Genomic DNA, 26,339 nt, shown 5'->3' with positions numbered 1-26,339 from the left:
CCCGCTGATGGCTCGGCGATACGACTGCAACGATGCGACGGATCGCACCACCGGCCTGCGCGAGGCCGCGTCGGCCGTCCGCCGCGGCGAGCTCGTCGTGCTGCCCACCGACACGGTGTACGGGATCGGTGCCGACGCCTTCACCGCCGAGGCCGTCGCCGACCTGCTCGACGCCAAGGGGCGCGGCCGCAACATGCCCACGCCCGTCCTCATCGGCTCCCCGAACACCCTGCACGGGCTCGTCACCGACTTCTCCGAGCAGGCGTGGGAACTCGTCGACGCCTTCTGGCCCGGCGCGCTGACCCTGGTCGCCAAGCACCAGCCGTCGCTGCAGTGGGACCTCGGCGACACCCGGGGCACCGTCGCGATCCGGATGCCGCTCCACCCCGTCGCCATCGAACTCCTCACCGAGGTCGGCCCGATGGCCGTCTCCAGCGCCAACCTGACGGGACACCCCTCACCCGAGGACTGCGACGCCGCGCAGGAGATGCTCGGCGACTCCGTCTCCGTCTACCTCGACGGCGGCCCCACCCCCGGCATCGTGCCGTCGTCGATCGTCGACGTCACGGGCAAGATCCCGGTGCTGCTGCGGGAGGGAGCCCTCTCCGCGGACGAGCTGCGCAAGGTGGTACCGGACCTCGAGGTGGCCAATTGACCGCCCCGCAGGGGCGTGGCATAGCGGAACCCGGCAGTACAGGCAGTACGGCGTCGACCTTCCGCATCCTCCACGTCAGCACCGGCAACGTCTGCCGCTCGCCGATCACCGAGCGGCTGACCCGCCATGCCCTGAGCGACCGCCTCGGCGATCCCCTCACGGGCGGCCTGATCGTGGAGAGCGCCGGCACCTGGGGCCACGAGGGCGCCCCGATGGAGGCCAACGCCGAGGTCGTCCTCGCAGACTTCGGCGCGGACGCGACCGGGTTCGTGGGGCGTGAGCTCCTCGACGAGCACGTCATCCGCGCGGACCTGGTCCTCACGGCGACCCGCGACCACCGCGCGCAGGTCATCTCCATGGGTCACTCGGCGGGCCTGCGGACCTTCACGCTCAAGGAGTTCACTCGCCTGGTGCGCGCCATAGACCCGGCGACCCTCCCCGACCCCCGGGAGGACGGCGTGGTCGAACGCGCGCGTGCGCTGGTGCGGGCGGCGGCGGCTCTACGCGGGTGGCTGCTGGCGCCCAGCCCCGACGCGGACGAGGTCTTCGACCCGTACGGGGCGCCGATCACGTTCTTCCGCTCGATCGGCGACGAGATCCACCAGGCGCTGGACCCGGTCGTCACGGCCCTGACGGGCGTCCCGACCCGCTCCTGACGTCCCGGCGCACCGCGGGCGCCACGTACACGCGCACGCACCCTCGGCGCGGCCCCGTCCGCGCGTACACCGCGCGCCCCGCGCCGCCCGGTCCTACAGTGGAGTCGCCGCACAGGCCCGAGGACCCGGAGCCGTCATGTCCGTCACACGTGAAACGCCCGCGAACCGCGCCGCTCCCACTCCGCTCGACGGCCTGCGCCGTCAGGATCCCCGGATCGCCGACATCCTCATCGGCGAGACACAGCGCCAGTCCACCACGCTCCAGCTCATCGCCGCGGAGAACTTCACCTCCCCCGCGGTCCTCGCCGCCCTCGGCTCGCCGCTCGCCAACAAGTACGCGGAGGGCTATCCCGGTGCCCGTCACCACGGCGGCTGCGAGCTCGTCGATGCCGCCGAGCGCATCGCGATCGAGCGTGCCATCGCGCTCTTCGGCTCGGACCACGCGAACGTGCAGCCCCACTCCGGCTCCTCCGCCGTCCTCGCGGCCTACGCCGCCCTGCTGCGCCCCGGCGACACCGTGCTCGCCATGGGGCTCCCGTACGGCGGTCACCTCACGCACGGTTCGCCCGCGAACTTCTCCGGCCGCTGGTTCGATTTCGTCGCCTACGGCGTCGACGCCGAATCAGGACTGATCGACTACGACCAGGTGCGGCTGCTGGCCCGCCGTCACCGGCCGAAGGCGATCGTGTGCGGGTCGATCTCGTACCCCCGCCACCTGGACTACGAGCAGTTCCGCGACATCGCGGACGAGGTCGGCGCGTATCTGATCGCCGACGCCGCGCACCCGATCGGCCTGGTCGCCGGCGGCGCCGCGCCCAGTCCGGTCCCGTACGCGGACGTGGTGTGCGCCACCACGCACAAGGTGCTGCGCGGTCCGCGCGGCGGGATGATCCTGTGCGGTGCGGACCTGGCGGAGCGGATCGACAGGGCGGTGTTCCCGTTCACGCAGGGCGGCGCCCAGATGCACACCATCGCCGCGAAGGCCGTCGCCTTCGGCGAGGCGGCGACCCCGGCGTTCACCGCGTACGCGCACCAGGTGGTGGCCAACGCGCGGGAGCTGGCGGCGGCGCTCGCCGCCGAGAATTTCACGGTGCTGACGGGCGGCACGGACACCCACATCATCGGCGCGGACCCGGCACAGCTGGGCGTCGAGGGCAGGGCGGCCCGGGGCCGGCTGGCCGCGGCGGGCATCGTCGTCGACACCTGTGCGCTCCCGTACGGCGACGGCCGCGGCATCCGGCTCGGTACCGCCGCGGTCACCACGCAGGGCATGGGCCGCCCGGAGATGGGCCGGATCGCGGCCCTGTTCGCGGCGGCGCTGCGGGACGAGTCCGCGGCGCGCGACGTCCGCGTGAAGGTGCAGGAACTCGTCGCGGGACATCCGCCGTTTCGCGGGTAGCCGCATTGCCGTGCCGTAGCCGTGCAACCATCGTCGGCCGCCGCATGTCCTCAAGCATGTGGCCACCACAGCTAAGGTGTGGGGCTGAGATGGCCAGCGATTCCTGTGGGGCAGCCCGTGCGTGATTACCTGCTGACGCTATGTGTCACGGCCGCGGTGACGTATCTCCTCACCGGGCCGGTGAGGAAGTTCGCCATCGCCTCCGGTGCGATGCCCGAGATCCGCGCTCGCGACGTGCACCGTGAACCGACGCCGAGGCTCGGCGGGATCGCGATGTTCTTCGGCCTGTGCGCCGGACTGCTGGTCGCCGACCATCTGGAGAACCTGAACAGCGTCTTCGAGCTGTCGAACGAGCCGCGGGCCCTGCTCTCCGGCGCCGCCCTGATCTGGATCATCGGCGTCCTGGACGACAAGTTCGAGATCGACGCCCTGATCAAGCTGGGCGGCCAGATGATCGCCGCGGGCGTCATGGTCGTCCAGGGCCTGACGATCCTGTGGATCCCGGTGCCCGGCGTGGGCACCGTCTCGCTGACCAGCTGGCAGGGGACCCTGCTCACGGTCGCCCTGGTCGTCATCACCATCAACGCGGTCAACTTCGTGGACGGCCTGGACGGTCTCGCGGCGGGCATGGTGTGCATCGCCGCGGCGGCGTTCTTCATCTACGCGTACCGGATCTGGGTCAGTTACGGCATCGAGGCCGCCGCTCCCGCCAGTCTGTTCACCGCGATCCTGATGGGCATGTGCCTGGGCTTCCTGCCCCACAACATGCATCCCGCGCGGATCTTCATGGGCGACTCGGGCTCGATGCTGATCGGCCTGGTGCTCGCCGCCGCGGCGATCTCGGTGACCGGCCAGGTCGACATGGACGCCCTGCGGCTCTACGAAGGCGGTGCCCGCGAGGCCACGCACGCGGCGCTGCCGGTCTTCATCCCGCTGCTGCTGCCGCTCACGATCATCGCCATCCCCGTCGCCGACCTGCTGCTGGCGATCGTCCGCCGCACCTGGAAGGGCCAGTCCCCGTTCGCCGCGGACCGCGGCCATCTGCACCACCGGCTCCTGGAGATCGGCCACTCCCACAGCCGGGCCGTGCTGATCATGTACTTCTGGTCGGCGCTGATCGCTTTCGGCGTGGTCGCGTACTCGGTGCACTCGGTGATCTGGATCGTGCTCGTCGTCGTCGGACTGAGCGCGGTCGGCCTCGTCCTCCTGCTCCTCCCACGCTTCACCCCCCGCGCCCCCGGCTGGGCGGAGAGCTTCGTACCGCCCCGCTACCGCCGCCGTCGCCGGGCCCGGCAGACGGCCGCGGCAGGGCAGCCGGGCCCGGCGGCGTCGGACACCGACGAGCCGCGCGTGCCGGTCGGGGTGGGCGTCAGCGGTGTCAACGGCGCGACGGCGGTCGGAGCGCGCGCCGGCCTCCCGGAGCGGGACCGCGCGGGCTCCCGCCGCTGATCCGGGGTCGGCGCGCTTGTCTCCCGTGTGCTCCCGCGTACTCCCATGGAGGCGTCTCTTTCACGGAGGGCTGACGCAGTGGGACAGAGTGGCCCATTACCACGCAAAAAGCTTGGTTGTCGTGCACACACGGGCGCGTTCACTCTCATGTGTGAGCGTTGGCACACCACTGGGTAAAGACCTCATCAAATAGTTTGTGATACCGTTCACGAGACCCGGAGACAGCGCCGAAGGACCGTAGTGCGACGGTTCGTTGGCCCCGAGGACCAGCTCGGACCGGGACTGCGCTCGTCCTTGACGAGGCCACTGCCCCCACGAAAGCAAGCGGAGCCCGCCATGCCGTCCAACGACGTCCGGACTCTCGTCCAGGCCGCCGTCCCCACCGCTGCCGCCGGCGCTGTCGCAGCCGTCGTCAGCGGCGTGGTCGTCGGTGGCAAGGGTGCGCTCGGGGCCGTCGTCGGGACGCTTCTGGTGCTCTTGTTCATGGGGCTCGGGATTGTCGCACTGCAGTACGTCGGCAAGAAGATGCCGCATCTCTTCCTGGGGATGGCACTGGTGGTCTATACCACTCAGCTGCTATTCCTGCTCGGGTTCCTCATGCTGTTCCGAAACACCACTCTGTTCGATCTCCAGACCTTCGCGATCACCATGATCGCCGCAGTGCTGGTATGGGTGGTGGCACAGGCTCGTGCGCACATGAAGTCGAAGACTCTGTACGTCGACCCTGCCGCGGAAGGCGACCCCGGGACCCCGGAAGCGGGAGCGCCGCGTGAGAAGTAGGACCGGTATAAAGCCTCGTTCGACGGGCTGCTATCGTCCGATCCCGACTGCGGCACCGCGGGCGCGGGCACCAGAGCCGACGCCTGCTCCATCGCGAGGCTCTGCGCCTGTCCGCCGCCACCCTGTAAGACCAGACCGGTGCCGTTCTGCGGCTGCCCCGCCGCTCAGACTCAACGAGGTTGCCGTATCCATGCGCCATGCAGAAGGAGCTCCTGGTGACTGCTGACGCCCAGACGCTCGCTTTCGAGGTTGACTGCCACCTGTTCCAGGAGTGCGGTTTCCCAGCCCCGAGCGCGTGGTCGTTCATCTTCGACCCGATCTTCAGCATCGGTCCTGTCGAGTTCAACAAGCCGATGCTGCTGGCGATCATCGGTACCATCGCCATTCTGGCGTTCTTCTGGGCCGGCTTCTCCAAGCCGAAGGTCGTGCCCGGCAAGCTGCAGATGGTGGCCGAAGCGCTGTACGACTTCGTGCACCGCGGCATCGCCCGCGAGGTGATCGGCAAGAAGGGCGAGCCCTTCGTCCCGCTGCTGGTGTCGCTCTTCTTCTTCGTCTGGATGCTGAACCTCTGGGCGCTGATCCCGCTGGCGCAGTTCCCGGTCAGCTCGATCATCGCCTACCCGATCGGCCTGGCGCTGCTGGTGTGGGTCACCTACATGTCGGTGACCTTCCGCAACAACGGATTCGTCGGCGGCATCCGCAACCTGTGCGTGCCGGGCGGTCTGCCCAAGCCGATCTACATCATCCTGACGCCGCTCGAGTTCATCTCGAACGTCTTCGTGAGGCCCTTCACGCTGGCGGTCCGGCTCTTCGCGAACATGTTCGCAGGCCACATCCTCATCCTGGTCTTCACGATCGCCACCTGGTACATGCTCGGCACCGTGCTCGGCTCGCTCTACGCCGTCGGTTCGTTCGCGCTCACCGTGGTCCTGACGGTCTTCGAGCTCTTCATCCAGGCGCTGCAGGCGTACGTCTTCACCGTGCTGACCGCCACCTACCTGTCCCAGGCGCTCGAAGAGGCGCACTGAGACCCCCGGACCCACTCCCCGGGTAATCAGACGTCCGGTGGATGCAATCTCCACCGGTCCAACCAAGAGAAGGAACCACAGATCAATGTCTGAGACTCTCGCCGCTGTCACGGGCAACATCGGCACCATCGGCTACGGCCTTGCCGCGATCGGCCCCGGCGTCGGCATCGGCATCATCTTCGGTAACGGCGTGCAGGCCATCGCCCGTCAGCCCGAGGCCGCCGGCCTCATCCGTCAGAACATGCTGCTCGGCTTCGCGGTCATCGAGGCCCTGGCCCTGATCGGCTTCGTCGCGCCCTTCATCTACCCGAAGTAAGCCGGGCGACCTGACAGTTCCTTTAAGACGAAAGGTCTACCATGTTGCATCTGGCAGCTGAGGAGCCGCAGTCACCGCTGCTCCCGGTCTGGCCCGAGATCCTCATCGGCCTGATCGCGTTCGGCATCGTCTTCTTCGTCTTCGCCAAGAAGCTCCTCCCGACCATCAACACGGTCCTGGAAGAGCGCCGCGAGGCCATCGAGGGCGGCATGGAGAAGGCCGAGTCGGCCAAGATCGAAGCCGAGAGCGTGCTCGAGCAGTACAAGGCTCAGCTCGCCGAGGCCCGCCACGAGGCGGCGCGCCTCCGCCAAGAGGCCACCGAGCAGGGCACCGCGATCATCCAGGAGATGAAGGCGGAAGGCCAGCGGCAGCGTGAGGAGATCATCGCTGCCGGTCACGCTCAGATCGAGGCCGACCGCAAGGCCGCGGCCGCGGCGCTGCGTCAGGATGTGGGCAAGCTCGCCACCGACCTGGCCGGCAAGCTGGTCGGCGAGTCCCTCGAGGACCACGCCCGCCAGAGCCGTACCATCGACCGCTTCCTCGACTCGATCGAGGACGGCGCTTCGAAGGCCGAGGCCACCCGATGAACGGAGCCAGCCGCGAGGCGCTGGCCGGCGCGCACGAGTCGCTCGACGCGCTGACCGACAACACCTCGGTCGACGCGGCGAAGCTCGCCGGCGAGCTGGCCGCCGTCACCGCGCTGCTCGGCCGTGAGGTGTCCCTGCGTCGGGTCCTCACGGACCCGGCGCAGGCCGCCGAGGCCAAGGCCGAGCTGGCCGGACGCATCTTCGCCGGTCAGGTCGGCGGCGAGACCGCCGACCTGCTCAAGGGCATGGTCCGGTCCCGTTGGTCGCAGTCGCGCGACCTGGTCGACTCGCTCGAGGAGCTCGCGAACACCGCAGACCTCATCGCCGCGCAGAAGACCGGTGCGCTCGACAACGTCGAGGACGAGCTGTTCCGCTTCGGCCGGATCCTCTCGTCCAGCACCGAGCTGCGGTCGGCACTGACCAACCGGTCGGCCACGGCGGCCGCCAAGGGCGAGCTGCTGCGCAGCCTGCTCGGCGGCAAGGCCGACCCGGTCACCGAGCGTCTGATCGTCCGTCTCGTCACACACCCGCGGGGACGTAGCCTGGAGTCGGGACTCGACTCCCTGTCCAAGCTCGCCGCAGCGCGGCGGGACCGGATGGTCGCCGTCGTCACCTCGGCGGTGCCGCTCACCGAGGCGCAGAAGCAGCGTCTCGGAGCGGGTCTGGCGCGGATGTACGGCCGTGACATGCACCTCAATCTCGAAGTGGACCCCGCGGTCCTCGGCGGGATCTCGGTGCGGGTCGGTGACGAGATCATCAACGGCACCGTCGCGGAGCGTCTCGACGAGGCGGCCCGCCGGATCGCCGGCTGACGCGCGCAGCGCACCAAAAGAACAGCAAGACCAGCGGCCCGGTTGGGCCGTGCAGAGATTGCAGAAGATTCCTGGGGGTCGGCCCCCAGACCCCCAAAGAAACTTCGGGCCCAACAAGGAGAGCAGGGAACCCAGATGGCGGAGCTCACGATCCGGCCGGAGGAGATCCGGGACGCGCTGGAGAACTTTGTCCAGTCGTACCAGCCGGACGCGGCCTCGCGCGAGGAGGTCGGCACGGTCAGCGTGGCCGGCGACGGCATCGCGAAGGTCGAGGGTCTTCCCTCGGCCATGGCGAACGAGCTGCTGAAGTTCGAGGACGGCACCCTCGGTCTCGCCCTCAACCTCGAGGAGCGCGAGATCGGCGCGATCGTCCTCGGCGAGTTCAACGGTATTGAGGAGGGTCAGCCGGTCACCCGCACCGGTGAGGTCCTCTCGGTCGGCGTCGGCGAGGGCTACCTCGGCCGTGTCGTCGACCCGCTCGGCAACCCGATCGACGGCCTCGGCGAGATCGCGACCGACGGCCGCCGCGCCCTCGAGCTGCAGGCCCCGGGCGTCATGGCCCGTAAGTCCGTGCACGAGCCGATGCAGACCGGCTACAAGGCCGTCGACGCCATGGTGCCGATCGGCCGCGGCCAGCGGCAGCTGGTCATCGGCGACCGCCAGACCGGCAAGACCGCCCTGGCCGTCGACACGATCATCAACCAGCGTGACAACTGGCGCTCCGGCGACCCGAAGAAGCAGGTCCGCTGCATCTACGTCGCCATCGGCCAGAAGGGCTCGACCATCGCGTCCGTGCGCGGCGCCCTGGAAGAGGCCGGCGCGCTCGAGTACACGACGATCGTCGCCGCCCCGGCGTCCGACCCGGCCGGCTTCAAGTACCTCGCCCCGTACACCGGCTCGGCCATCGGCCAGCACTGGATGTACGACGGCAAGCACGTCCTCATCATCTTCGACGACCTCTCGAAGCAGGCCGACGCCTACCGCGCCGTGTCCCTGCTGCTGCGCCGCCCGCCGGGCCGCGAGGCGTACCCGGGCGACGTCTTCTACCTGCACTCGCGTCTGCTGGAGCGCTGCGCCAAGCTCTCCGACGACATGGGCGCCGGTTCGATGACGGGTCTGCCGATCGTCGAGACCAAGGCGAACGACGTGTCGGCGTTCATTCCGACCAACGTCATCTCCATCACCGACGGCCAGTGCTTCCTGGAGTCCGACCTGTTCAACGCCGGTCAGCGCCCGGCCCTGAACGTCGGTATCTCGGTCTCCCGAGTGGGTGGTTCCGCCCAGCACAAGGCCATGAAGCAGGTCTCCGGCCGACTGCGCGTGGACCTCGCCCAGTACCGCGAGCTGGAGGCGTTCGCCGCCTTCGGTTCCGACCTGGACGCTGCCTCCAAGGCTCAGATGGAGCGCGGCAAGCGCATGGTCGAGCTGCTGAAGCAGGGCCAGTACCAGCCGATGCCCGTCGAGGAGCAGGTCGTCTCCGTCTGGGCCGGTACCACCGGCAAGATGGACGACGTCCCGGTCGTCGACATCCGTCGCTTCGAGGCCGAGCTGCTGGAGCACCTGCGCCGTGAGCGCAAGGAGCTTCTGACCAGCATCGCCGAGGGCGGCAAGATGTCGGACGACACCCTCCAGTCCGTCGCTGACGCCATCGCCGCGTTCAAGAAGCAGTTCGAGACCTCGGACGGCAAGCTTCTGGGCGAGGACGCTCCGGTCAGCACCGCCAAGTAGACGACGGAAGGGACCTGACTCATGGGAGCCCAGCTCCGGGTCTACAAGCGTCGCATCAAATCCGTCACCGCGACCAAGAAGATCACCAAGGCGATGGAGATGATCGCCGCCTCGCGCATCGTCAAGGCGCAGCGCCAGGTGGCGGCATCCACGCCGTACGCGACCGAACTCACCCGTGCGGTGACCGCGGTGGCGACGGGGTCGACGACGAACCACGCCCTCACCACCGAGGCGGAGAACCCGACCCGGGCCGCGATCCTGCTCATCACGAGCGACCGCGGTCTGGCCGGCGGCTATTCCGCCAACGCCCTCAAGGCGGCGGAGCAGCTCACCGAGCGGCTCCACGGCGAGGGCAAGGAGGTCGACGCCTACATCGTCGGCCGCAAGGGCGTGTCGTACTACGGCTTCCGTGAGCGCAAGGTCACGGAGTCGTGGACGGGCTTCACCGACAACCCGACGTACGCGGACGCCAAGATGGTCGCGGCCCCGCTGATCGCGGCGATCGAGAAGGACACGGCCGAGGGTGGTGTGGACGAGCTCCACATCGTCTTCACCGAGTTCGTCTCGATGCTGACGCAGACACCGGTGCAGAACCGGCTGCTGCCCCTCAGCCTCGAGCAGGCGAAGGAGGAGACGGCGACGAAGGACGAGATCCTTCCGTTGTTCGACTTCGAGCCGTCGGCCGAGGACGTCCTCGACGCCCTCCTGCCGCGCTACGTCGAGAGCCGGATCTACAACGCGCTGCTCCAGGCGGCTGCCTCCAAGCACGCCGCCACCCGCCGCGCGATGAAGTCGGCGACCGACAACGCCGGAGAGCTCATCAAGAGCCTCTCCCGGCTTGCCAACGCGGCCCGCCAGGCCGAAATCACCCAGGAAATCAGCGAGATCGTCGGTGGAGCCAGCGCCCTGGCCGACGCGACCGCGGGGAGTGACAAGTAATGACGACGACAGTTGAGACGGCCGCTGCCACGGGCCGCGTCGCCCGGGTCATCGGCCCGGTCGTCGACGTGGAGTTCCCCGTCGACGCGATGCCGGAGATCTACAACGCGCTGACCGTCCAGGTCGCCGACCCGGCTCTGGAGGGCGCGCTCAAGACGCTGACCCTCGAGGTCGCCCAGCACCTGGGTGGCGGCCTGGTCCGCGCGATCTCGATGCAGCCCACCGACGGTCTGGTCCGCCAGGCCCCGGTGACCGACACGGGCAACGGCATCACCGTTCCCGTCGGTGACTTCACCAAGGGCAAGGTGTTCAACACCCTCGGTGAGGTGCTGAACGTTCCCGAGGAGAACGCGAACATCGGTGAGCGGTGGGCCATCCACCGCAAGGCGCCGAACTTCGACCAGCTCGAGTCCAAGACCGAGATGTTCGAGACCGGCGTCAAGGTCATCGACCTTCTCACCCCGTACGTCAAGGGTGGAAAGATCGGTCTGTTCGGTGGTGCCGGTGTCGGCAAGACCGTGCTGATCCAGGAGATGATCTACCGCGTCGCCAACAACCACGACGGTGTGTCGGTGTTCGCGGGCGTCGGTGAGCGTACCCGTGAGGGCAACGACCTCATCGAGGAGATGTCGGAGTCCGGCGTCATCGACAAGACCGCTCTGGTCTTCGGACAGATGGACGAGCCCCCGGGCACCCGTCTGCGTGTCGCCCTGGCCGGTCTGACCATGGCGGAGTACTTCCGCGATGTTCAGAAGCAGGACGTGCTCTTCTTCATCGACAACATCTTCCGGTACACCCAGGCCGGCTCCGAGGTGTCCACGCTGCTCGGCCGTATGCCGTCCGCGGTGGGTTACCAGCCGAACCTGGCGGACGAGATGGGTCTGCTGCAGGAGCGCATCACCTCGACGCGTGGTCACTCGATCACCTCGATGCAGGCGATCTACGTCCCCGCGGACGACCTGACCGACCCGGCCCCGGCCACCACCTTCGCCCACCTCGACGCGACGACGGTTCTCTCCCGTCCGATCTCCGAGAAGGGCATCTACCCGGCCGTGGACCCGCTGGACTCCACGTCCCGCATCCTGGACCCGCGCTACATCACGCAGGAGCACTACGACGCCGCCACGCGCGTCAAGGGGATCCTGCAGAAGTACAAGGACCTCCAGGACATCATCGCGATTCTCGGTATCGACGAGCTGGGCGAGGAGGACAAGCTGGTCGTCCACCGTGCCCGTCGCGTGGAGCGCTTCCTGTCCCAGAACACCCACGTCGCCAAGCAGTTCACCGGCGTGGACGGCTCGGACGTGCCGCTCGACGAGTCGATCGCCGCGTTCAACGCGATCTGCGACGGTGAGTACGACCACTTCCCCGAGCAGGCGTTCTTCATGTGCGGTGGCATCGAGGACCTCAAGGCCAACGCCAAGGAACTCGGCGTCTCCTGAGTCTCCTGACTCGCTGAAGGGGGCGGGCACGTCCCGCCCCCTTCAGTACGCCTCTCGCTGCACCCCCGGGGGACCGATCCCCCGAACCCGGCCCTGTGCCGGGGGCGGGCCGGGACGCTTCGGTGTCCCGAGCCCTACTAGACTTATGACCCAACACCCGGCATGACCGCCGGGTGGTGACCCGAGGAGCCAACCTTGGCTGCTGAGCTGCACGTCGAGCTGGTCGCCGCGGACCGCAGTGTCTGGTCCGGCGAGGCCACCCTGGTCGTCGCGCGCACCACGTCCGGCGACATCGGCGTCATGCCCGGTCACCAGCCGCTGCTCGGTGTGCTGGAGTCGGGCCCGGTGACCATTCGTACGAGTGAGGGTGGAACCGTCGTCGCCGCGGTGCACGGCGGATTCCTCTCCTTCGCGGACAACAAGCTGTCGCTGCTGGCGGAGATCGCCGAGCTGGCGGACGAGATCGATGTCCAGCGCGCCGAGCGTGCGCTGGAGCGCGCCAAGTCGGACACGGACGCCGCCGCCGAGCGGCGTGCCGACGTCCGTCTGCGTGCGGTGGCGGTGCGCTAGTCGCGCCGACTCCGCGGATAGGTTTGTCCCTCAGCCGCGGCCGGCCCGGATCTCCTCCGGGCCGTGCCGCGGCTGAGGCGATGCGGGTGCACGTGATATTCGGTTACTAGGCGATGCGAGGAGGTCGGTGGAGATGTTCCTCGCTCTGCTTGTGAGCGGTTGCGTTGTCGCCCTGGTGGTGGTCGGTCTGTTCGTCTTCGGACTGCGCAGGAGACTGATCCAACGGTCCGGCGGCACCTTCGACTGCAGCCTCCGCTGGAACATCCGGGACGGGCAGGACGCCTCGGGCAAGGGCTGGGTGTACGGCGTCGCGCGCTACAACGGGGACCGGGTCGAGTGGTTCCGGATCTTCTCGTACGCTCCCCGGCCCCGGCGGGTCCTGGAGCGCTCCGCGATCGAGGTGCTGGCGCGCCGCACGCCCGAGGGCGAGGAGGAGCTGGCGCTGCTCTCCGACGCGGTCGTCCTCGCCTGCCTGCACCGCGGGACGCGCCTGGAGCTGGCGATGAGCGAGGACGCACTGACCGGATTCCTCGCCTGGCTGGAGGCGGCGCCGCCCGGCCAGCGGGTCAACGTGGCGTGACGTCGCGGCACCGGATCGGGTGGCATCGCCGGGTCTGCGGGCCGTCCCGGGACGGGTGGCACTGCTTGGTCTGCGGGCCGTCCCGGGTTGGGTGTCATCGCCCACCGGTCCGGGTGGCATCGCCGGGTCTGCGGGCCGTCCCGGGACGGAGCGCATCGTCCCGGCCTTCGGCTCCGCGAAGGACCGACCGGTGGCGTCGCCCCGCCCACGGCGCCGCAACGTACCGCGTGACGTTGCGCCGGGCCGTATGAGCGTGCACGGCGAAGCCCGGGAGAGGTGACTCTCCCGGGCTTCGCCGTTCAGTGGGGCGCCGGCTTATCCGAGGCCGCTGTTGATCGCGCCGACCAGCTCGCCGCCCGCCGTGTCACCGCTGAACTCCCAGAAGAACGCGCCTCCGAGTCCCTGGTTGTTCGCCCAGTTCATCTTGGAGGTGACGGTCGCCGGGGTGTCGTAGCTCCACCAGTTGGTGCCGCAGTGCGCGTACGCCGTGCCCGCGACGGTGCCGGTGGCCGGGCAGCTGTTCTTGAGGACCTTGTAGTCCTCGATGCCCGACTCGTACGTGCCCTGGGCCGGCCCGGTCGCCGTGCCGCCCGGAGCGGACTGGGTCACACCGGTCCAGCCGCGTCCGTAGAAGCCGATACCGAGCAGCAGTTTCGCGGCCGGCACGCCCTTGGCCTTGAACTTGGCTATCGCCTCGGCCGAGTTGAAGCCGGCCTGCGGGATGCCCGGGTACGAGGTGAGCGGGGAGTGCGGGGCCGTCGGACCGTTCTTGGCCCAGGCGCCGAAGAAGTCGTACGTCATCACGTTGTACCAGTCGATGTACTGTGCAGCGCCGCCGTAGTCGGCCGCGTCGATCTTGCCGCCGGACGAGGCGTCGGCCGTGACGGCCGCGGTGACCAGGTTGTTCGCACCGAACTTGGCGCGCATGGCCTGCATCATGTTCTTGAAGGCCGCGGGGCCGGACGTGTCGCAGCTCAGACCGCAGGCGTTCGGGTACTCCCAGTCCAGGTCGATGCCGTCGAAGACATCGGCCCAGCGCGGGTCCTCGACCAGGTCGTAGCAGGACTGGGCGAAGGCTGCCGGGTTCTGCACGGCCTGGCCGAAGCCGCCGGACCAGGTCCAGCCGCCGAACGACCACAGCACCTTGATGTGCGGGTACTGGGCCTTGAGCTTGCGGAGCTGGTTGAAGTTGCCGCGCAGCGGCTGGTCCCAGGTGTCGGCCCTGCCGTCGACGGACTGGTCGGCGGTGTACGCCTTGTCGTAGTCGGCGTAGGCGTCACCGATGGTGCACTTGCCGCCGCTGACGTTGCCGAAGGCGTAGTTGATGTGCGTGATCTTCTCGGCCGACCCGGAGGTCACCAGGTTCTTCACGTGGTAGTTGCGCCCGTAGACGCCCCAGTTGGTGAAGTAGCCGAGCTTGACCTTGTCACCGGGGCCGGGCCCCGGGCCGCCGCCGCCGGTGGTGCGGACCGCGACGGACCCGCTGACCGGTCCGGTCTGGTCCGCGGTGTCGCGGGCCTGGACCGTGTACGAGTAGTCGGTGCCGGCCGTCAGGCCGGTGTTCGTGTACGTGGTGCCGGTGACCGTGGCGACCTTGGCGCCGTCGCGCAGGACGTCGTAGTTCTTGACGCCGTTGTCGTCGGTGGCCGGGCCCCAGCTCAGCTTCACCGAGGTGTCGGTGACGTCGGAGGCGGTGGGGGTGCCGGGGGCGGAGGGCGGGTTGTCACCGGGGACGCTGCCGCCGTCGCAGGAGGCGCCGTTGAGCTTGCAGGCGGACGGCGAGCCGGAGCCGCTGCCGTTGAATCCGAAGGAGACGGAGGCGCCGGGGGAGAGCGTGCCGTTCCAGCCGGTGTTCTTGGCGGTCCAGTGGTTGCCCGAGTTGGTGACGGTGGCGTCCCAGGCGGAGGTGACCTTGGTGCCAGAGGGGAAGTCCCACTCGACGGTCCAGGAGTTGATCGTCGTGGTGCCGGTGTTCTTCACCGTCCACTTGCCCTCGAAACCGGTGCCCCAGTCGGAGGACTTGACGTAGGTGGCGGTCGCCGAGGTGGCGGCTTCCGCCGGGGAGGCGAGGCCCACCATCGCGGCCAGGGGGAGGAACAACGCGGTCAGGCCGGCGGTTGCCCTGGCTGTGAATCTCGGTCTGGTGCGGGGGGTTTGTGGCGCTTGAGTGCTCAAGGATGCTCCTCGAGTGGAGTGCGGACATGTCAGGGGTGGTCCGTGCACTGGCGCACGCGGCGTGGCTCGTCGCAGCGTGCTCGGTGGAGATTAGGATGGTCTGGACCAATCGTCAATAGGTCCAGACCAAAGGTGTCACCCCTGTTGCCCGAAGCGCGTCCGAGGCGTGCCCGAGGCGGTGCCCGAAGCGCGTCCGAGGCGGTGTCAGACCCCCAACTCCTGAGCGAGCACGGCCGCTTGCACCCTGCTGCGCAGCTCCAGCTTCCCCAGCAGCCTGCTGACATGGGTCTTCACCGTGGCCTCCGCCATCGACAGCCGCCCCGCGATCTCCGCGTTCGACAGCCCCTGGCCGAGGCACGACAGCACCTCGCGCTCCCGCCGTGTCAGCGCCTCCAGGACCGCCGGGTCCGCAGCGTTCGCCGACCGTACGGGCCGGGGCGCCGCGAACTCCTCGATCAGCCGCCGGGTCACCGCCGGAGCGATCAGCCCCTCGCCACCCGCCACGGTCCGCACCGCCCGCAACAGGTCGCCCGCGTCGGTGTTCTTCAGCAGAAAGCCCGCCGCCCCCGCGCGCAGCGCCCCGAAGACGTACTCGTCCAGATCGAAGGTGGTCAGCACCAGCACGTCGGCCAACCCCTCCGCCACCACTTGGCGGGTCGCCGACACCCCGTCCAGCCGGGGCATCTGCACATCCATCAGCACCACGTCCGGGCGCAGTTCGCGGGCCAGTCGCACCGCCTCCTCGCCGTCCGCGGCCTCCCCGGCCACCTCGATGTCCGGCGCGCTGCGAAGGATCAGGACCAATCCCGCCCGTACCGCGCTCTGGTCCTCCGCGACCAGCACCCGGATCGGGGGCGTGTCCTGTGCGTCATCCGCTTCCGCCGTCATGCAGAGGGCTCCTTGTCGTTCACCACGGGCAGTACCGCCCGTACGCACCAGATCTTCTCGGGCCCGCCCCCGGAGCCCGGGGCGGGGCCCGCCTCGAACGTTCCGTCCAGCAGTGCCACCCGTTCCTCCATGCCCACCAGCCCGGCCCCCGACCCCGGCGCCCGCGGCCCAGGGCGCCGCCCGAACGGGCTGGTCACCGTCACCCGCAGCGCACCGCGCGGCGACCCGGAGACCTCGACGCGCACCTCGCCGGACTCCGCGTGCTTGATGGCGTTGGTCAGCGACTCCTGGACGATGCGATAGGCGGCGAGCTCCACGGGCGCCGGCAGCCGGCCGCCGTTCTCCCGGCCGTCGTGCAGCACGAAGGCCAGCCCGCTCTGCCTGCCGTTCGTCCTCGCCTGCTCCACCAGCGCGTCCAGACCGGCCAGGGTGGGCGCGGCCGCAGGCTCCACGTCACCACTGCTGTCGCGCAGCAGCCCGATCAGCCGCCGCATCTCGGCCAGCCCCTCGACACTGTTCTCACGGATCACGGTCAGCGCCTGCCTGGTCGTCGCCTCGTCGTCCAGCGACAGCGCCGCCGTCGAGTGGATCGCGATCGCGGAGAGATGGCCCGCGACCAGGTCGTGCAGTTCCCGCGCCATCCGGGCGCGCTCTGCCGCGATCGCCTGCGTGCGGTCCGTCTCCGCGAGCAGCGCGGTCTGCTCGGCCCGCAGCCGCGCCGCGATCGCCGCCTCGCGGTGGTTGCGCACGATGGCACCGGTGGCGGCGGGAAAGAACGAGACCAGACCGGTGACCACTCCTACCAGCAGCGCGGCCGCGTCCCGGAACCAGGCCAGAAAGCCGATGGTCATGGCGATGGTGACCATCGCGGTGACCACCGGGATGCGCCGGGCGGAAGCCGGGCTGCCGTAGACGACGGCCGCGTACACGAGATCCGCGAACATCAGGACCGTCGCGATGCTGCCGCTGGTGAACTGGTCGGCCACGACTGCCGCCGTGCCGACGAGCAGCGCCGTGCGCGGCATGGTCCGGCGCAGCAGCTCCAGGAACGCCGTCACCATGAGCGGCACCAGCGTCACCCAGGTCGGCAGCGGCGTCCGGGAGTCTCCCTGGCTGTGCAGCCCCAGGCGGTACAGCAGCAGGCCGCCCAGCAGACCGGCGGCGGCGGCGAGCCAGTCGTCACGGTGGGGGCGGGGGAACGTCACCCGTCCATCAAACACGGCACCGGCGCCCGGACGCCTCGGCGCACGGGGTGAGCCCCCAGTACATCCAACGATGCAGACGGCTTTCGTCACCGGCGACGACGAAACCGCCCGCGCCGCCCGGGAGGCTGGAAACGTACGAAGGGAGAGCCGTCGTGATCGTCACGCTGATCGTGATCTGCGAGATCGGTTTCTGGGTGCTGCTGGCCGCGGGTCTCGCCGTCCGGTACCTGCTGAAGATGCCCCGCACCGGTGCCGCGCTGCTGCTGTGCGAACCGCTGCTGGAGGTCCTGCTGCTGGTGGTCACGGCGATCGACCTCAGGAACGGCGCGGACCCGAGCTGGAAGCACGGCCTGGCCGCGCTGTACATCGGCTACACGGTCGGCCACGGCCACCGGACCGTCACATGGCTCGACCGCCACGCCGCCCACCGTCTCGCAGGCGGCCCGCCCCCGCAGAAGCCGCCGCGCCACGGCATGGCCCGCGCGCGGCACGAGGGCGGCATCTGGCTCGGCACGCTGGTGGCCGCGGCCGTCGCGACGGCTCTGCTGCAGATCGCGATCTGGTACGTGGGCGACGCGGGGCAGAGCCAATCGCTGCGGACCTGGATGTACGGCGCCTGGCGCGTGGCCGGCATCCACGGTCTGATCGCGCTCAGCTACGCGATCTGGCCGAAGAAGTCCCCGGCGGCCCCCGCCGCCGAACGCGAACCGGCCCGCGTCGAGCGTTAGCGCTCCCCGCCGGGCACCCACAGCACGTCCCCGACCTCCTTGTTCGCCACCCTGGCCAGGATGAACAGGAGGTCGGAGAGGCGGTTGAGGTACGTAGCCGTCAGCGCGTTCATCGTCTCGCCGTGCACTTCCATGGCCGCCCAGGTCGAGCGCTCCGCCCGCCGTACGACGGTGCACGCCTGATGCAGCAGCGCGGCGCCCGGCGTGCCGCCCGGAAGAATGAAGCTGCGCAGCTTCTCCAGCTGCTCCAGGAAGCGGTCGCAGTCGGCCTCCAGCTTGTCGACGTAGTACTGCTCGACGCGCAGCGGCGGGTACTCCGGGTTCTCCACGACCGGTGTGGAGAGGTCCGCGCCCACGTCGAACAGGTCGTTCTGCACGCGGACGAGGACCTTCACGACCTCCTCGTCCAGGTGCCCCAGCGCGACGGCCGTGCCGATGGCCGCGTTGGCCTCGTTGGCGTCGGCGTACGCGGAGATCCGCAGATCGGTCTTGGCGGTGCGGCTCATGTCGCCGAGGGCGGTGGTGCCCTGGTCGCCGGTACGGGTGTAGATGCGCGTCAGATTGACCATGCCATCAGCCTAGTTACGCTCCGGCCCGGCGGAAGGCACGTGTGCCGGCCGTCACGGCTGCGCCGCGCGCCCGACCGCCCGGGGGCCTGCCCCGCCCGTGCCGACCGCCCCGTACCGCCCGTCCGGGCCCCTTCGCGGCCCGTCCCGGTGTGATGTCCGCCATGTGGGACGTGACGCGCATCTCTTAGCGGTCACACGGGTGCCTCACGGACGCTAATCTCCGGCAGAGAGCGCACATGTAAACAGTCGTTAAGGCCCTTGAGGCCGTTAAGGAGTGCCGCAGTGGCCAGGAAGCTCGCCGTCATCGGTGCCGGACTCATGGGTTCCGGAATCGCGCAGGTCTCAGCCCAGGCGGGCTGGGACGTCGTACTGCGTGATGTGACCGACGAGGCTCTGACCCGCGGCAAGGACGGCATCAAGGCGTCCTACGACAAGTTCGTCTCCAAGGGGAAGCTCGAAGCCGCCGACGCCGAGGCGGCGTTGGCGCGCATCACCACCACGACCGACCTTGACGCCGTCGCCGACGCCGACATCGTCGTCGAGGCGGTCTTCGAGAAGCTCGAGGTCAAGCACGAGATCTTCCGTGCCCTCGACAAGCTCGTACGGGACGACGCCGTCCTCGCCTCCAACACCTCCGCCATCCCGATCACCAAGATCGCGGCCGTGACGGAGCGTCCCGAGCGTGTCGTCGGCGCACACTTCTTCTCGCCCGTCCCGATGATGCAGCTGTGCGAGCTGGTGCGGGGCTACAAGACGAGCGACGAAACCCTGGCCACCACGCGGGAGTTCGCCGAGTCGGTCGGCAAGACCTGCATCGTCGTCAACCGCGACGTCGCGGGTTTCGTCACCACCCGCCTCATCTCGGCGCTCGTCGTCGAGGCCGCGAAGCTGTACGAATCGGGCGTCGCGACCGCCGAGGACATCGACATCGCCTGCAAGCTCGGCTTCGGGCACGCCATGGGACCGCTCGCCACCGCCGACCTGACGGGCGTCGACATCCTGCTGCACGCCACGAGCAACATCTACACCGAGTCCCAGGACGAGAAGTTCGCGCCGCCGGAGCTGATGCGCCGGATGGTGGACGCCGGTGACATCGGGCGCAAGAGCGGGCAGGGCTTCTACAAGCACTGACGCCGACTCCGGCGTTATCGACCGGTTCGTTATCACCCGCCGGGGTGAATTCGGTATCGGTTCGCTTACAAGTAGCAACTCCTCCGCCTGTGCGGCAGTCAGTTGTTGCAAGACGGAGAAGAACAGAAGAAGAACGGCCGGCCGCACAGCAGATACCGGCCGGCACGGGCCGACACGGGGCACTGGAAGCACACTCGGGGAGCGCATATGCACATCAGGGGCGACCATGTCGAGCTGGTCGTCGGGGGCCGCCTCGACGTCCGCAGCGCGGCGGACGCCCGTACGGTCCTGCACTCGGCCGTCGACGACGGAGCCGGCGACCTGGTGCTCGACCTGACCCATCTCGACTCCTGGGACGCCACAGGGCTCGGGGTCATCATGGGTGCGCATCGGCGGGCCGGCCGATGCGGCCGCCGACTGGTGCTGCGCGGTGTGCCGCCGCAGATGCAGCGGCTTCTCGTGGCCACCCGGCTGCACCGCATCCTCGCGATCGAGGGCGGCCTCGCGGCGGAATCGCTTCCGCGGGTGTGACGCCGCCGCCCGGTCCCGAGCGGGCGGCGCGGCTACGGCGGGCGGTGCCGTACGGCAGGCGGTCCCGCTACAGCAGGCGGTGCCTATGGCCGCGTGGGCGTGCGGCCGGCAGGGGAGCGTGCGGCTGGTGGAGTCCGCCGCCGGTGTGGGGAGCGTGCGGCTGGTGAAACGTACGGCCGATGACGCGGTGCGGGCCGTGGCCGCGGCGGATGAATCGGCCCGTCAGGTGTGACGGCGGAACCAACCGGGCGAGCGGCGCAATCCTCCTGAGACCGTGACGTCGGGGACCAAGCGGCACCCCGAAGGTTTCGCGATGAGTGGCGAACGTCTAGGGTTCGATCGCCTGCCCTTTCGACGACTCGTCGAAAGTCCTCCGAGGTGCGCTCCGGACCGAGGCGGCGCGCGTGCAGGAAGGCCGGGAAGGCACCGCACGCGGCTTCGGCACCGAGAGCGCATTCATCTTGGCTGCGGCAGGCCGAGCGAACCTTATCTGGGAGCTTTTGACGATGGACAACGACAGCTTCGGCGAGGGCACCGGACCGGCACGGCCGCCGCGCGACGCCATCACGCCCGCGCAGTCCGCGCCCGCGCCCCGGCGTACCGTCCAACTCGTCACCGGCGACTTCCTGCTCACCGTCAACCCCGTCGACGGCAGCGAGATCGAACCCTGCCCGCCCGGCGAGCAGCCCGGCCGCCCCACCCGCCGCAGCGCGGTCGACCGCGCCGAGCTCCTCCGCGCCGCGCAGCCGCCGGTACCTCCGGGCCCGGCCGCGCCCAGGCCGCCGCTGCTGGAACGCGACGAGGAGCGGGAGCGCCTCGTACGGCTTCTCGGCCGCGGTCGCTCGGTCCGGCTCACCGGCCCGGCCGGCTCCGGCCGCACCGCCCTGCTCGACGCCGTGGCGGCGGAGTGCGGCGACTTCGCGCCCGACGGAGTCGTACGCCTCAACGGCTGCCACCGCACCCCCGCCGAGCTGCTCCAGGAGCTGTTCACGGCGGTCTACGACGCGCCCGGGCACCGCCCCGACCGGAACGCGCTCGGCGGTTTCGTACGCGACATCGGAGCCGTCGTCGTCCTCGACGACCTCGAGTTCGGCGGCGCGGGCCTCGACGAACTGCTCGTCGCCGCTCCGGAATGCGCCTTCCTCGTGGCCGCCACCCCCGACGTTCCCGCCCCCACCGCCGACTCCCACCTCGAGGAGGTCTTCCTCAGCGGCCTCGGCCGCTCCGCCGCGCTCGACCTGCTGCGGCAGACCGTGGACCGGCCGCTGACGGAGGAGGAGTCCAACTGGGCGGGCGACCTCTGGTTCGAGTCGGAAGGACTGCCCCTGCGGTTCATCCAGGCCGCCGCGCTGCTGCGCCAGTGCGACGAGCTGCGGGCCGACCCGGAGGCGTTCGAGGAGTTCGCGCCGTTCGCGGCGGCCGGCGGCAAGGACGTACCCCTGCCGACGCTCGGTGAAGGGGCCGCTCCAGCCCCGCTGCTCGCGTCCCGGCTCAGCGACTCCGCCCGGCGGACCCTGCGGATCGCGGTCGCCCTCGGCGGCGAGGTCCCGCACCAGGCGCACCTTCCGGCGCTCGTCGGCGACACCCACGCGGATGCCGCACTGGGCGAACTGATGAACTGCGGACTCCTCTCCCCGGCCGGCCCGCGCTACCGGCTGGCGGCGGGCGTGATGGCCCAGCTCCGGGAGAAGGGCTACGACGAGGACGCGGTCGGCCACGCACACACCGCCGCCCAGCACTACGCCTGGTGGGCCGGGCACCCCTCCGTCACGTCCGAGCGGGCCGTGTCCGAGGCCGACGCCGTCCTGGCCGCGCTGAGCGCGCTGGTGCCGGGCCGCGAGTCGGGCCACCCCAGCACGGCGGTGCTCCTCGCCCGCAACGCCGCGCCCGCCTTCGCGGCCGGACGGCACTGGACGGGCTGGGAGCGCGCTCTGCGCGTCGGCTCCGAAGCCGCCCGGATCGCCGGAGAAGTCGCGGAAGAGGCGTACTTCCACCACGAGTTGGGCATCCTCGCGCTCTGCACCGGCAACCTGGACCGGGCCCGTGCGGAGCTCGAGACGTCCATCGGCATGCGGGGCGCGCTCGCCGACAAGAGTGGCACCGTGGCGGGGCGCCGGGCCCTCGCGCTCGTCGCCGACCGCGAGTCCGGGCTGACGCCCGCGCCGCCCGTCGCGCTGGGCGACGCGGGGCCCGTGTCTCCTCCGAGGGGAGTACCGGGGCTGCCGCTGACGCAGCGGCTGCCGCGGACGGAAGCGGCCGAGGACACGGCCGCCGTGACCCTGTCGGCTCCGTCGGACGGCCCCGCCGACCGCCCGGCGGACCGGCGGCGCGTGGCCGCGCTCCTCGGGGGCGCCCGCCGCAACCTCGTCGCGGCGGGCGCGGGGACACTGCTCGCGGCGGTCCTCGGCACGGTGGTCACACTCGGCATGACCTCCGACCAGGAGGAGCCGCCCGGCGGCAGCGTACGCAACGGGCAGAACGTGAACGAGGACGACGTCGACGACGACTGGATCGCCGACGAACCGACGGCGGATCCGTCCGACGACCCGTCCGAGGACCAGGACGACGCGAAGAAGCCGACGGACTCCGCGACCCCGGCCACGCCGCCGGCCTCGACGGACCGCGCTCCGGCACCGGGCCGGAGCCCGTCCCCGACCTCGTCGCGGCCGGAGACTCCGGCGGACTCGCCGTCGAAGCCGGGCCCGAAGCCGACGCCGACCAGGACGTCGCCGAGCCCCTCGGTCTCCGAGTCGCAGCCCGAGGAGCCGACGCCCGATACTTCGACCTCGCCGACCCCGACCTCAAGCGAGCCTGCGGGCGAGACCTCGGCCGCGAGTCCGTCTGTCTCCACCGGGACGTCCCTGAGCGGAGCCCCCTCGGGCTCCGAGTCCCCGCCCATCATCTGACGCGCACCGACCGGCCAGTGACCCCGGTCAAAGATCTTTCGGTAGTTCTCTCCGCGTGCCGCCGACTTCCCCCGGGGTCCGACCACCGCAGGTGGCCCCGGGCTGCCGGAGCAACGATGGTTCGTGGCAGAGGCCGGATCAGGGAGTGCGGTCCGGTGCCGTGCGTCGCGAAGCGGAGGAGGGAGACATGGCGGAGTCCCGGCGACCGACGGCAACGCAGCGAGGTGGGGCGCCAGGGCGCGCGAGCCCGGCAAGCTCCGAACGAGAGGCCAAGGGCGGGGTTGGTCCCCCGCCCCGCCCCTTCTCCGAAGTCGACGGGCCTGGGGCCGCGACTCGCTCCACCCGCGCTGATGCTTCCCGCGCGCTGACGTCGGACACGCGTCGCCGAGGTGCGTCGGCGCTGTGAGACGCGTCTGCCGGCGCGCGGCACGGTCGCCGGCGGGTTAATCGACGCCGGCGTCGGCGCCATGGACCTGTCCGCGTCGCGGCCAGTCCTGCGTCCGGCGGTGCCGTGGGCGCGGCCACGGTCGCGAGGCTCACGCCCCCGTGGCGCCGGTCGCGTGCCGCACCACGCGCGGGGGCCGGGCCGGGGGCAGAGGACCCCGCCGGGGCAGCGGGCCCCGGGCCGGTGGTGGGTCAGAACAGGCGGAGCTTGTCGTCCTCGATGCCGCGCAGGGCGTCGTAGTCGAGCACCACGCAGCCGATGCCGCGGTCGGTGGCCAGGACGCGAGCCTGGGGTTTGATCTCCTGGGCCGCGAAGACGCCCTTCACCGGTGCCAGGTGCGGGTCGCGGTTGAGGAGGTCGAGGTAGCGGGTGAGCTGCTCGACGCCGTCGATCTCGCCGCGCCGCTTGATCTCGACCGCCACCGTCGCGCCGTCCGAGTCCCGGCAGAGGATGTCGACCGGGCCGATGGCCGTCGGGTACTCGCGGCGGATGAGGCTGTATCCCTCGCCAAGTGTCTCGATGCGGTCGGCGAGCAGCTCCTGGAGGTGTGCTTCCACGCCGTCCTTGATGAGGCCGGGGTCAACGCCGAGTTCGTGCGACGAGTCGTGGAGGATTTCTTCCATCGTGATGATCAGTTTCTCGCCCGCTTTGTTCACCACGGTCCAGACGCCGTCGTCGCCCTCCTTCACCGTGCAGGGAGGGGACATCCAGTTCAGCGGTTTGTATGCCCTGTCGTCGGCGTGGATGGAGACACTGCCGTCCGCCTTGACCAGGATCAAACGAGGGGCGGAGGGCAGGTGGGCGGTGAGCCGGCCGGCGTAGTCCACGGAGCAGCGGGCGATGACGAGACGCATGGTCCGCAACGCTACTCGACTCACGCCGCACCGCGCGATTCGCCCCGTAAGCGCCCCTCGTTATTTGGCCGGTTGTGCTCCCAATCTCCTGGTGCGCTCAAGTCGGCGCACTTACCGTGGAAGACGGGAGGTTGTCGGCCGTGCACTCTGCGTCGCCGTACTGCATTGGTATGCCGCCGTTCGGTCTGCTTCCTCCCTCCCTGCCCGTAAGGCCCCGTTTCTCGGGGCCGCGAGAGGAGAACCCATGTCGCTCGACGTCTCACCGGCGCTGTTGGAACAGGCCGAGCGAGGCGAGGTCGACGAAGCAGCTTTCGTCGACTGCGTCCGGACCTCCCTGCCCTACGCATGGGAGATGATCAGTTCTCTGGTGGCTCAGCTGAAGGTGGACGGCGGCGAGTTCGCCGACAACCAGACGCCTCCGCCGGACGAGCAGGCACGTGGTCAGCTGCTGCGCGCACTCGCGAGTGACGCCATTCGCGGAGCGCTTCAGCGGCACTTCGGAGTGCGTCTGGCATTCCAGAACTGCCACCGCGTCGCGGTGTTCCCGCTGGACTCCTCGGTCGACGAGCGGCTCGCCCGCTTCACCTCGATCCGGGGACAGTTGCTCAACCAGTCGCCCGAACTCCGCGACTGCTGAAGTCTTCTGCTGCCGCTCCGCACCGCGGGACCGTCGACCGGTGTCGGAGCGGCGGCACTTGAGCTTCGACATGACGGCGACGGATTCAGCCGAGCAGTGGCAGTACCTCCGAGCCCAGCCGCCGTACGTTCTCCTCGGTGGCGGCGAGGTCGCCCGAGCCCTCGGCGAGCAGCGCGAAGCGGGTGATGCCGGTGCGCTCCGCGGTCGCCGCGAGGCGGTCGGCGGCCAGCCGCGGCGGCCCCACCGGATGCAGCGAGCAGAGCAGCTCCGTGTACGCGACGGGGTCGCGCATCGCTCGGTGCCGGCCGTCGACGGTCACATGCGCCTCCAGCCCCTGTTTCAGCCACCCCGGCATCGCCTTGACGAGGGTCTCGGTGGCCTCGTCGGTGCGGTCGGCGATCTGGACGACACCCGCCGACACATGGCCCGCCGCCCGGATCCGGTCGGGCGAGTGGCCCGCGGCGCGTGCCTGCCTGCGCCACAAGGCGGTCATGTCCGCCTTCTCCTCATCGCCGCAGTGCATGCCGAGGAGCATCGGCAGCCCCCGCTCCGCCGCCAGCCCGACGCTCTTCGGGGACGTGCACGCGACGACGACCTCCGGGCCGCCCGGCCGCCCGTCGATCAGCTCGTCGGGCCGCGGGACGACCGCGACCTCCCGGAAGGCGAACCGTTCGCCGTCGGCGCCCACCCGCGGCTCGCGCAGCCAGCGCAGCAGCAGGTCCAGGGATTCCGGGAAGCCCTTGTCGTAGGCCGCCGGCCCGGTGCCGAAGACCTCCAGATCGACCCAGGGGCCGCCGCGCCCCACCCCGAGCACGAACCGTCCGCCGGAGGTGAGGTGGAGCAGCGCGGCCTGCTCGCCGAGCGCCACGGGGTGCGCGGTCGGCAGCACGCTCACCGCGGTGCCCACCTGGATCCGGCGGGTGCGGCCGAGCAGCAGCGCGGCGAGGGTCACCGCGGACGGGCACACCCCGTAGGGTACGAAGTGGTGCTCGGCCAGCCACACGGCGTCCAGGCCCGCTTCCTCCGCCACCTCGGCGGTACGTACCGCCCGGTGCAGTGCCTCCCCCTGCCCCTGGCCCGGGAACTGTGCCGCCAGTACGAACGTTCCAACGCGCATCGCCTTCTGCCTCCTTGCGGCCGACGCGTCACTCCCCCACAGGCAACAACGCCTGACACGTGCCAAAGGCACGGCCGCGCGCGAAGTTCTTGCGATTTTCCGGTAACCGCTGCCGGTGCGGCGAGCGACCGTCCTCATCGTGGGGCGGGCGCCGGTCTCCGGGACCGTACGCTTGACGGGCAACTGTCCGGTCCTGCCCCGTGAGGTGCCCC

General features: G+C 70.3%; 25 protein-coding genes. 19 read left to right on the top strand and 6 right to left on the bottom strand.

Annotated features, from left to right (window positions below):
* The first annotated feature begins 7 nt into the window (after positions 1–7).
* The 14 genes from AB0903_RS04735 (at position 8) to AB0903_RS04670 (ending at position 12,941) form a co-directional block, all read left to right on the top strand.
* Entirely contained in the window at positions 8–655 is a 648-nt protein-coding gene (locus tag AB0903_RS04735; protein ID WP_366698994.1) for an L-threonylcarbamoyladenylate synthase, read from the top strand.
* Positions 652–1,311, top strand: coding sequence for a protein-tyrosine-phosphatase (locus tag AB0903_RS04730; protein WP_366698992.1), 660 nt, complete (start codon positions 652–654; stop codon positions 1,309–1,311). The genes AB0903_RS04735 and AB0903_RS04730 overlap by 4 nt, the downstream gene beginning before the upstream one ends.
* 136 nt (positions 1,312–1,447) lie before the next feature.
* The gene (gene glyA / locus AB0903_RS04725; RefSeq protein ID WP_366698990.1) at positions 1,448–2,710 is read left to right on the top strand and encodes a serine hydroxymethyltransferase; all 1,263 of its coding nucleotides are present in this window, start codon (positions 1,448–1,450) and stop codon (positions 2,708–2,710) included.
* A 117-nt stretch (positions 2,711–2,827) separates the two neighbouring features.
* A complete protein-coding gene (locus tag AB0903_RS04720; RefSeq protein WP_366698988.1) occupies positions 2,828–4,159 on the top strand; it encodes an MraY family glycosyltransferase in 1,332 nt (443 codons plus the stop codon).
* A 336-nt stretch (positions 4,160–4,495) separates the two neighbouring features.
* A complete protein-coding gene (locus AB0903_RS04715; RefSeq protein ID WP_366698986.1) occupies positions 4,496–4,939 on the top strand; it encodes a hypothetical protein in 444 nt (147 codons plus the stop codon).
* A 197-nt stretch (positions 4,940–5,136) separates the two neighbouring features.
* The gene (gene atpB, locus AB0903_RS04710) at positions 5,137–5,967 is read left to right on the top strand and encodes a F0F1 ATP synthase subunit A (RefSeq protein ID WP_366698984.1); all 831 of its coding nucleotides are present in this window, start codon (positions 5,137–5,139) and stop codon (positions 5,965–5,967) included.
* Positions 5,968–6,052: 85 nt separating this feature from the next.
* A complete protein-coding gene (atpE, locus tag AB0903_RS04705; RefSeq protein ID WP_007447723.1) occupies positions 6,053–6,283 on the top strand; it encodes an ATP synthase F0 subunit C in 231 nt (76 codons plus the stop codon).
* Positions 6,284–6,324: 41 nt separating this feature from the next.
* Positions 6,325–6,870 carry a F0F1 ATP synthase subunit B gene (locus tag AB0903_RS04700; RefSeq protein WP_366698982.1) on the top strand — a complete coding sequence of 182 codons (546 nt, stop codon included), beginning with the start codon at positions 6,325–6,327 and terminating at the stop codon, positions 6,868–6,870.
* Positions 6,867–7,682, top strand: coding sequence for a F0F1 ATP synthase subunit delta (locus AB0903_RS04695; RefSeq protein ID WP_366698980.1), 816 nt, complete (start codon positions 6,867–6,869; stop codon positions 7,680–7,682). The genes AB0903_RS04700 and AB0903_RS04695 overlap by 4 nt, the downstream gene beginning before the upstream one ends.
* Before the next feature lie 135 nt (positions 7,683–7,817).
* On the top strand, positions 7,818–9,410 hold the full coding sequence (gene atpA, locus AB0903_RS04690) for a F0F1 ATP synthase subunit alpha (protein WP_366698978.1): 1,593 nt from the start codon (positions 7,818–7,820) through the stop codon (positions 9,408–9,410).
* 21 nt (positions 9,411–9,431) lie between these two features.
* A complete protein-coding gene (locus AB0903_RS04685) occupies positions 9,432–10,349 on the top strand; it encodes a F0F1 ATP synthase subunit gamma (RefSeq protein ID WP_366698976.1) in 918 nt (305 codons plus the stop codon).
* Positions 10,349–11,791 carry a F0F1 ATP synthase subunit beta gene (gene atpD / locus AB0903_RS04680; protein ID WP_366698974.1) on the top strand — a complete coding sequence of 481 codons (1,443 nt, stop codon included), beginning with the start codon at positions 10,349–10,351 and terminating at the stop codon, positions 11,789–11,791. Before AB0903_RS04685 ends, atpD begins: the two co-directional genes overlap by 1 nt.
* Before the next feature lie 195 nt (positions 11,792–11,986).
* Positions 11,987–12,361: a F0F1 ATP synthase subunit epsilon gene (locus AB0903_RS04675; RefSeq protein WP_366698972.1), complete on the top strand. Its 375-nt coding sequence runs from the start codon at positions 11,987–11,989 to the stop codon at positions 12,359–12,361.
* A 133-nt stretch (positions 12,362–12,494) separates the two neighbouring features.
* Positions 12,495–12,941, top strand: a complete 447-nt coding sequence (locus tag AB0903_RS04670) for a DUF2550 domain-containing protein (RefSeq protein WP_366698970.1) — start codon at positions 12,495–12,497, stop codon at positions 12,939–12,941.
* Positions 12,942–13,256: 315 nt separating this feature from the next.
* Here the strand turns inward: AB0903_RS04670 and AB0903_RS04665 are convergent, their stop codons facing one another.
* The 3 genes from AB0903_RS04665 to AB0903_RS04655 form a co-directional block, all read right to left on the bottom strand.
* Positions 13,257–15,020 (bottom strand): glycoside hydrolase family 18 chitinase, encoded by a 1,764-nt coding sequence (locus AB0903_RS04665; protein ID WP_366699218.1) that lies wholly within the window; start codon positions 15,018–15,020, stop codon positions 13,257–13,259.
* Between the two features lie 300 nt (positions 15,021–15,320).
* On the bottom strand, positions 15,321–16,004 hold the full coding sequence (locus AB0903_RS04660) for a response regulator transcription factor (RefSeq protein ID WP_366698968.1): 684 nt from the start codon (positions 16,002–16,004) through the stop codon (positions 15,321–15,323).
* Complete coding sequence (locus AB0903_RS04655; RefSeq protein ID WP_366698966.1) at positions 16,001–17,209, bottom strand: histidine kinase; 1,209 nt, start codon at positions 17,207–17,209, stop codon at positions 16,001–16,003. Before AB0903_RS04655 ends, AB0903_RS04660 begins: the two co-directional genes overlap by 4 nt.
* 152 nt (positions 17,210–17,361) lie before the next feature.
* Between AB0903_RS04655 and AB0903_RS04650 the strand changes: the two genes are divergently transcribed.
* Positions 17,362–17,937: a hypothetical protein gene (locus AB0903_RS04650; protein ID WP_366698964.1), complete on the top strand. Its 576-nt coding sequence runs from the start codon at positions 17,362–17,364 to the stop codon at positions 17,935–17,937.
* On the opposite strand, the gene AB0903_RS04645 is transcribed toward AB0903_RS04650, so the two are convergent.
* Complete coding sequence (locus tag AB0903_RS04645; protein ID WP_366698962.1) at positions 17,934–18,506, bottom strand: cob(I)yrinic acid a,c-diamide adenosyltransferase; 573 nt, start codon at positions 18,504–18,506, stop codon at positions 17,934–17,936. The genes AB0903_RS04650 and AB0903_RS04645 overlap by 4 nt on opposite strands.
* A 282-nt stretch (positions 18,507–18,788) precedes the next feature.
* On the opposite strand from AB0903_RS04645, the gene AB0903_RS04640 reads away from it, so the two are divergent.
* The 3 genes from AB0903_RS04640 (at position 18,789) to AB0903_RS04630 (ending at position 23,074) form a co-directional block, all read left to right on the top strand.
* A complete protein-coding gene (locus tag AB0903_RS04640) occupies positions 18,789–19,637 on the top strand; it encodes a 3-hydroxyacyl-CoA dehydrogenase family protein (protein WP_366698960.1) in 849 nt (282 codons plus the stop codon).
* A gap of 207 nt (positions 19,638–19,844) precedes the next feature.
* Positions 19,845–20,168: an STAS domain-containing protein gene (locus AB0903_RS04635; RefSeq protein WP_366698958.1), complete on the top strand. Its 324-nt coding sequence runs from the start codon at positions 19,845–19,847 to the stop codon at positions 20,166–20,168.
* Positions 20,169–20,674: 506 nt separating this feature from the next.
* Entirely contained in the window at positions 20,675–23,074 is a 2,400-nt protein-coding gene (locus AB0903_RS04630; protein ID WP_366698956.1) for an ATP-binding protein, read from the top strand.
* A gap of 636 nt (positions 23,075–23,710) precedes the next feature.
* Here AB0903_RS04630 and nucS read toward each other — a convergent pair.
* A complete protein-coding gene (gene nucS, locus AB0903_RS04625; protein WP_366698954.1) occupies positions 23,711–24,373 on the bottom strand; it encodes an endonuclease NucS in 663 nt (220 codons plus the stop codon).
* A gap of 244 nt (positions 24,374–24,617) precedes the next feature.
* Here nucS and AB0903_RS04620 point away from each other — a divergent pair, with 244 nt between their 5' ends.
* Positions 24,618–25,010, top strand: coding sequence for an SCO5389 family protein (locus tag AB0903_RS04620; RefSeq protein WP_100109179.1), 393 nt, complete (start codon positions 24,618–24,620; stop codon positions 25,008–25,010).
* A gap of 85 nt (positions 25,011–25,095) precedes the next feature.
* On the opposite strand, the gene AB0903_RS04615 is transcribed toward AB0903_RS04620, so the two are convergent.
* Positions 25,096–26,127, bottom strand: coding sequence for an LLM class flavin-dependent oxidoreductase (locus tag AB0903_RS04615; RefSeq protein ID WP_366698952.1), 1,032 nt, complete (start codon positions 26,125–26,127; stop codon positions 25,096–25,098).
* Positions 26,128–26,339 lie beyond the last annotated feature (212 nt).

Origin of the sequence: Streptomyces sp. NPDC048389, assembly GCF_040706335.1 — a bacterium.
GTDB lineage: Bacteria > Actinomycetota > Actinomycetes > Streptomycetales > Streptomycetaceae > Streptomyces.
This window is presented reverse-complemented; position numbering and strand designations above follow the sequence as displayed.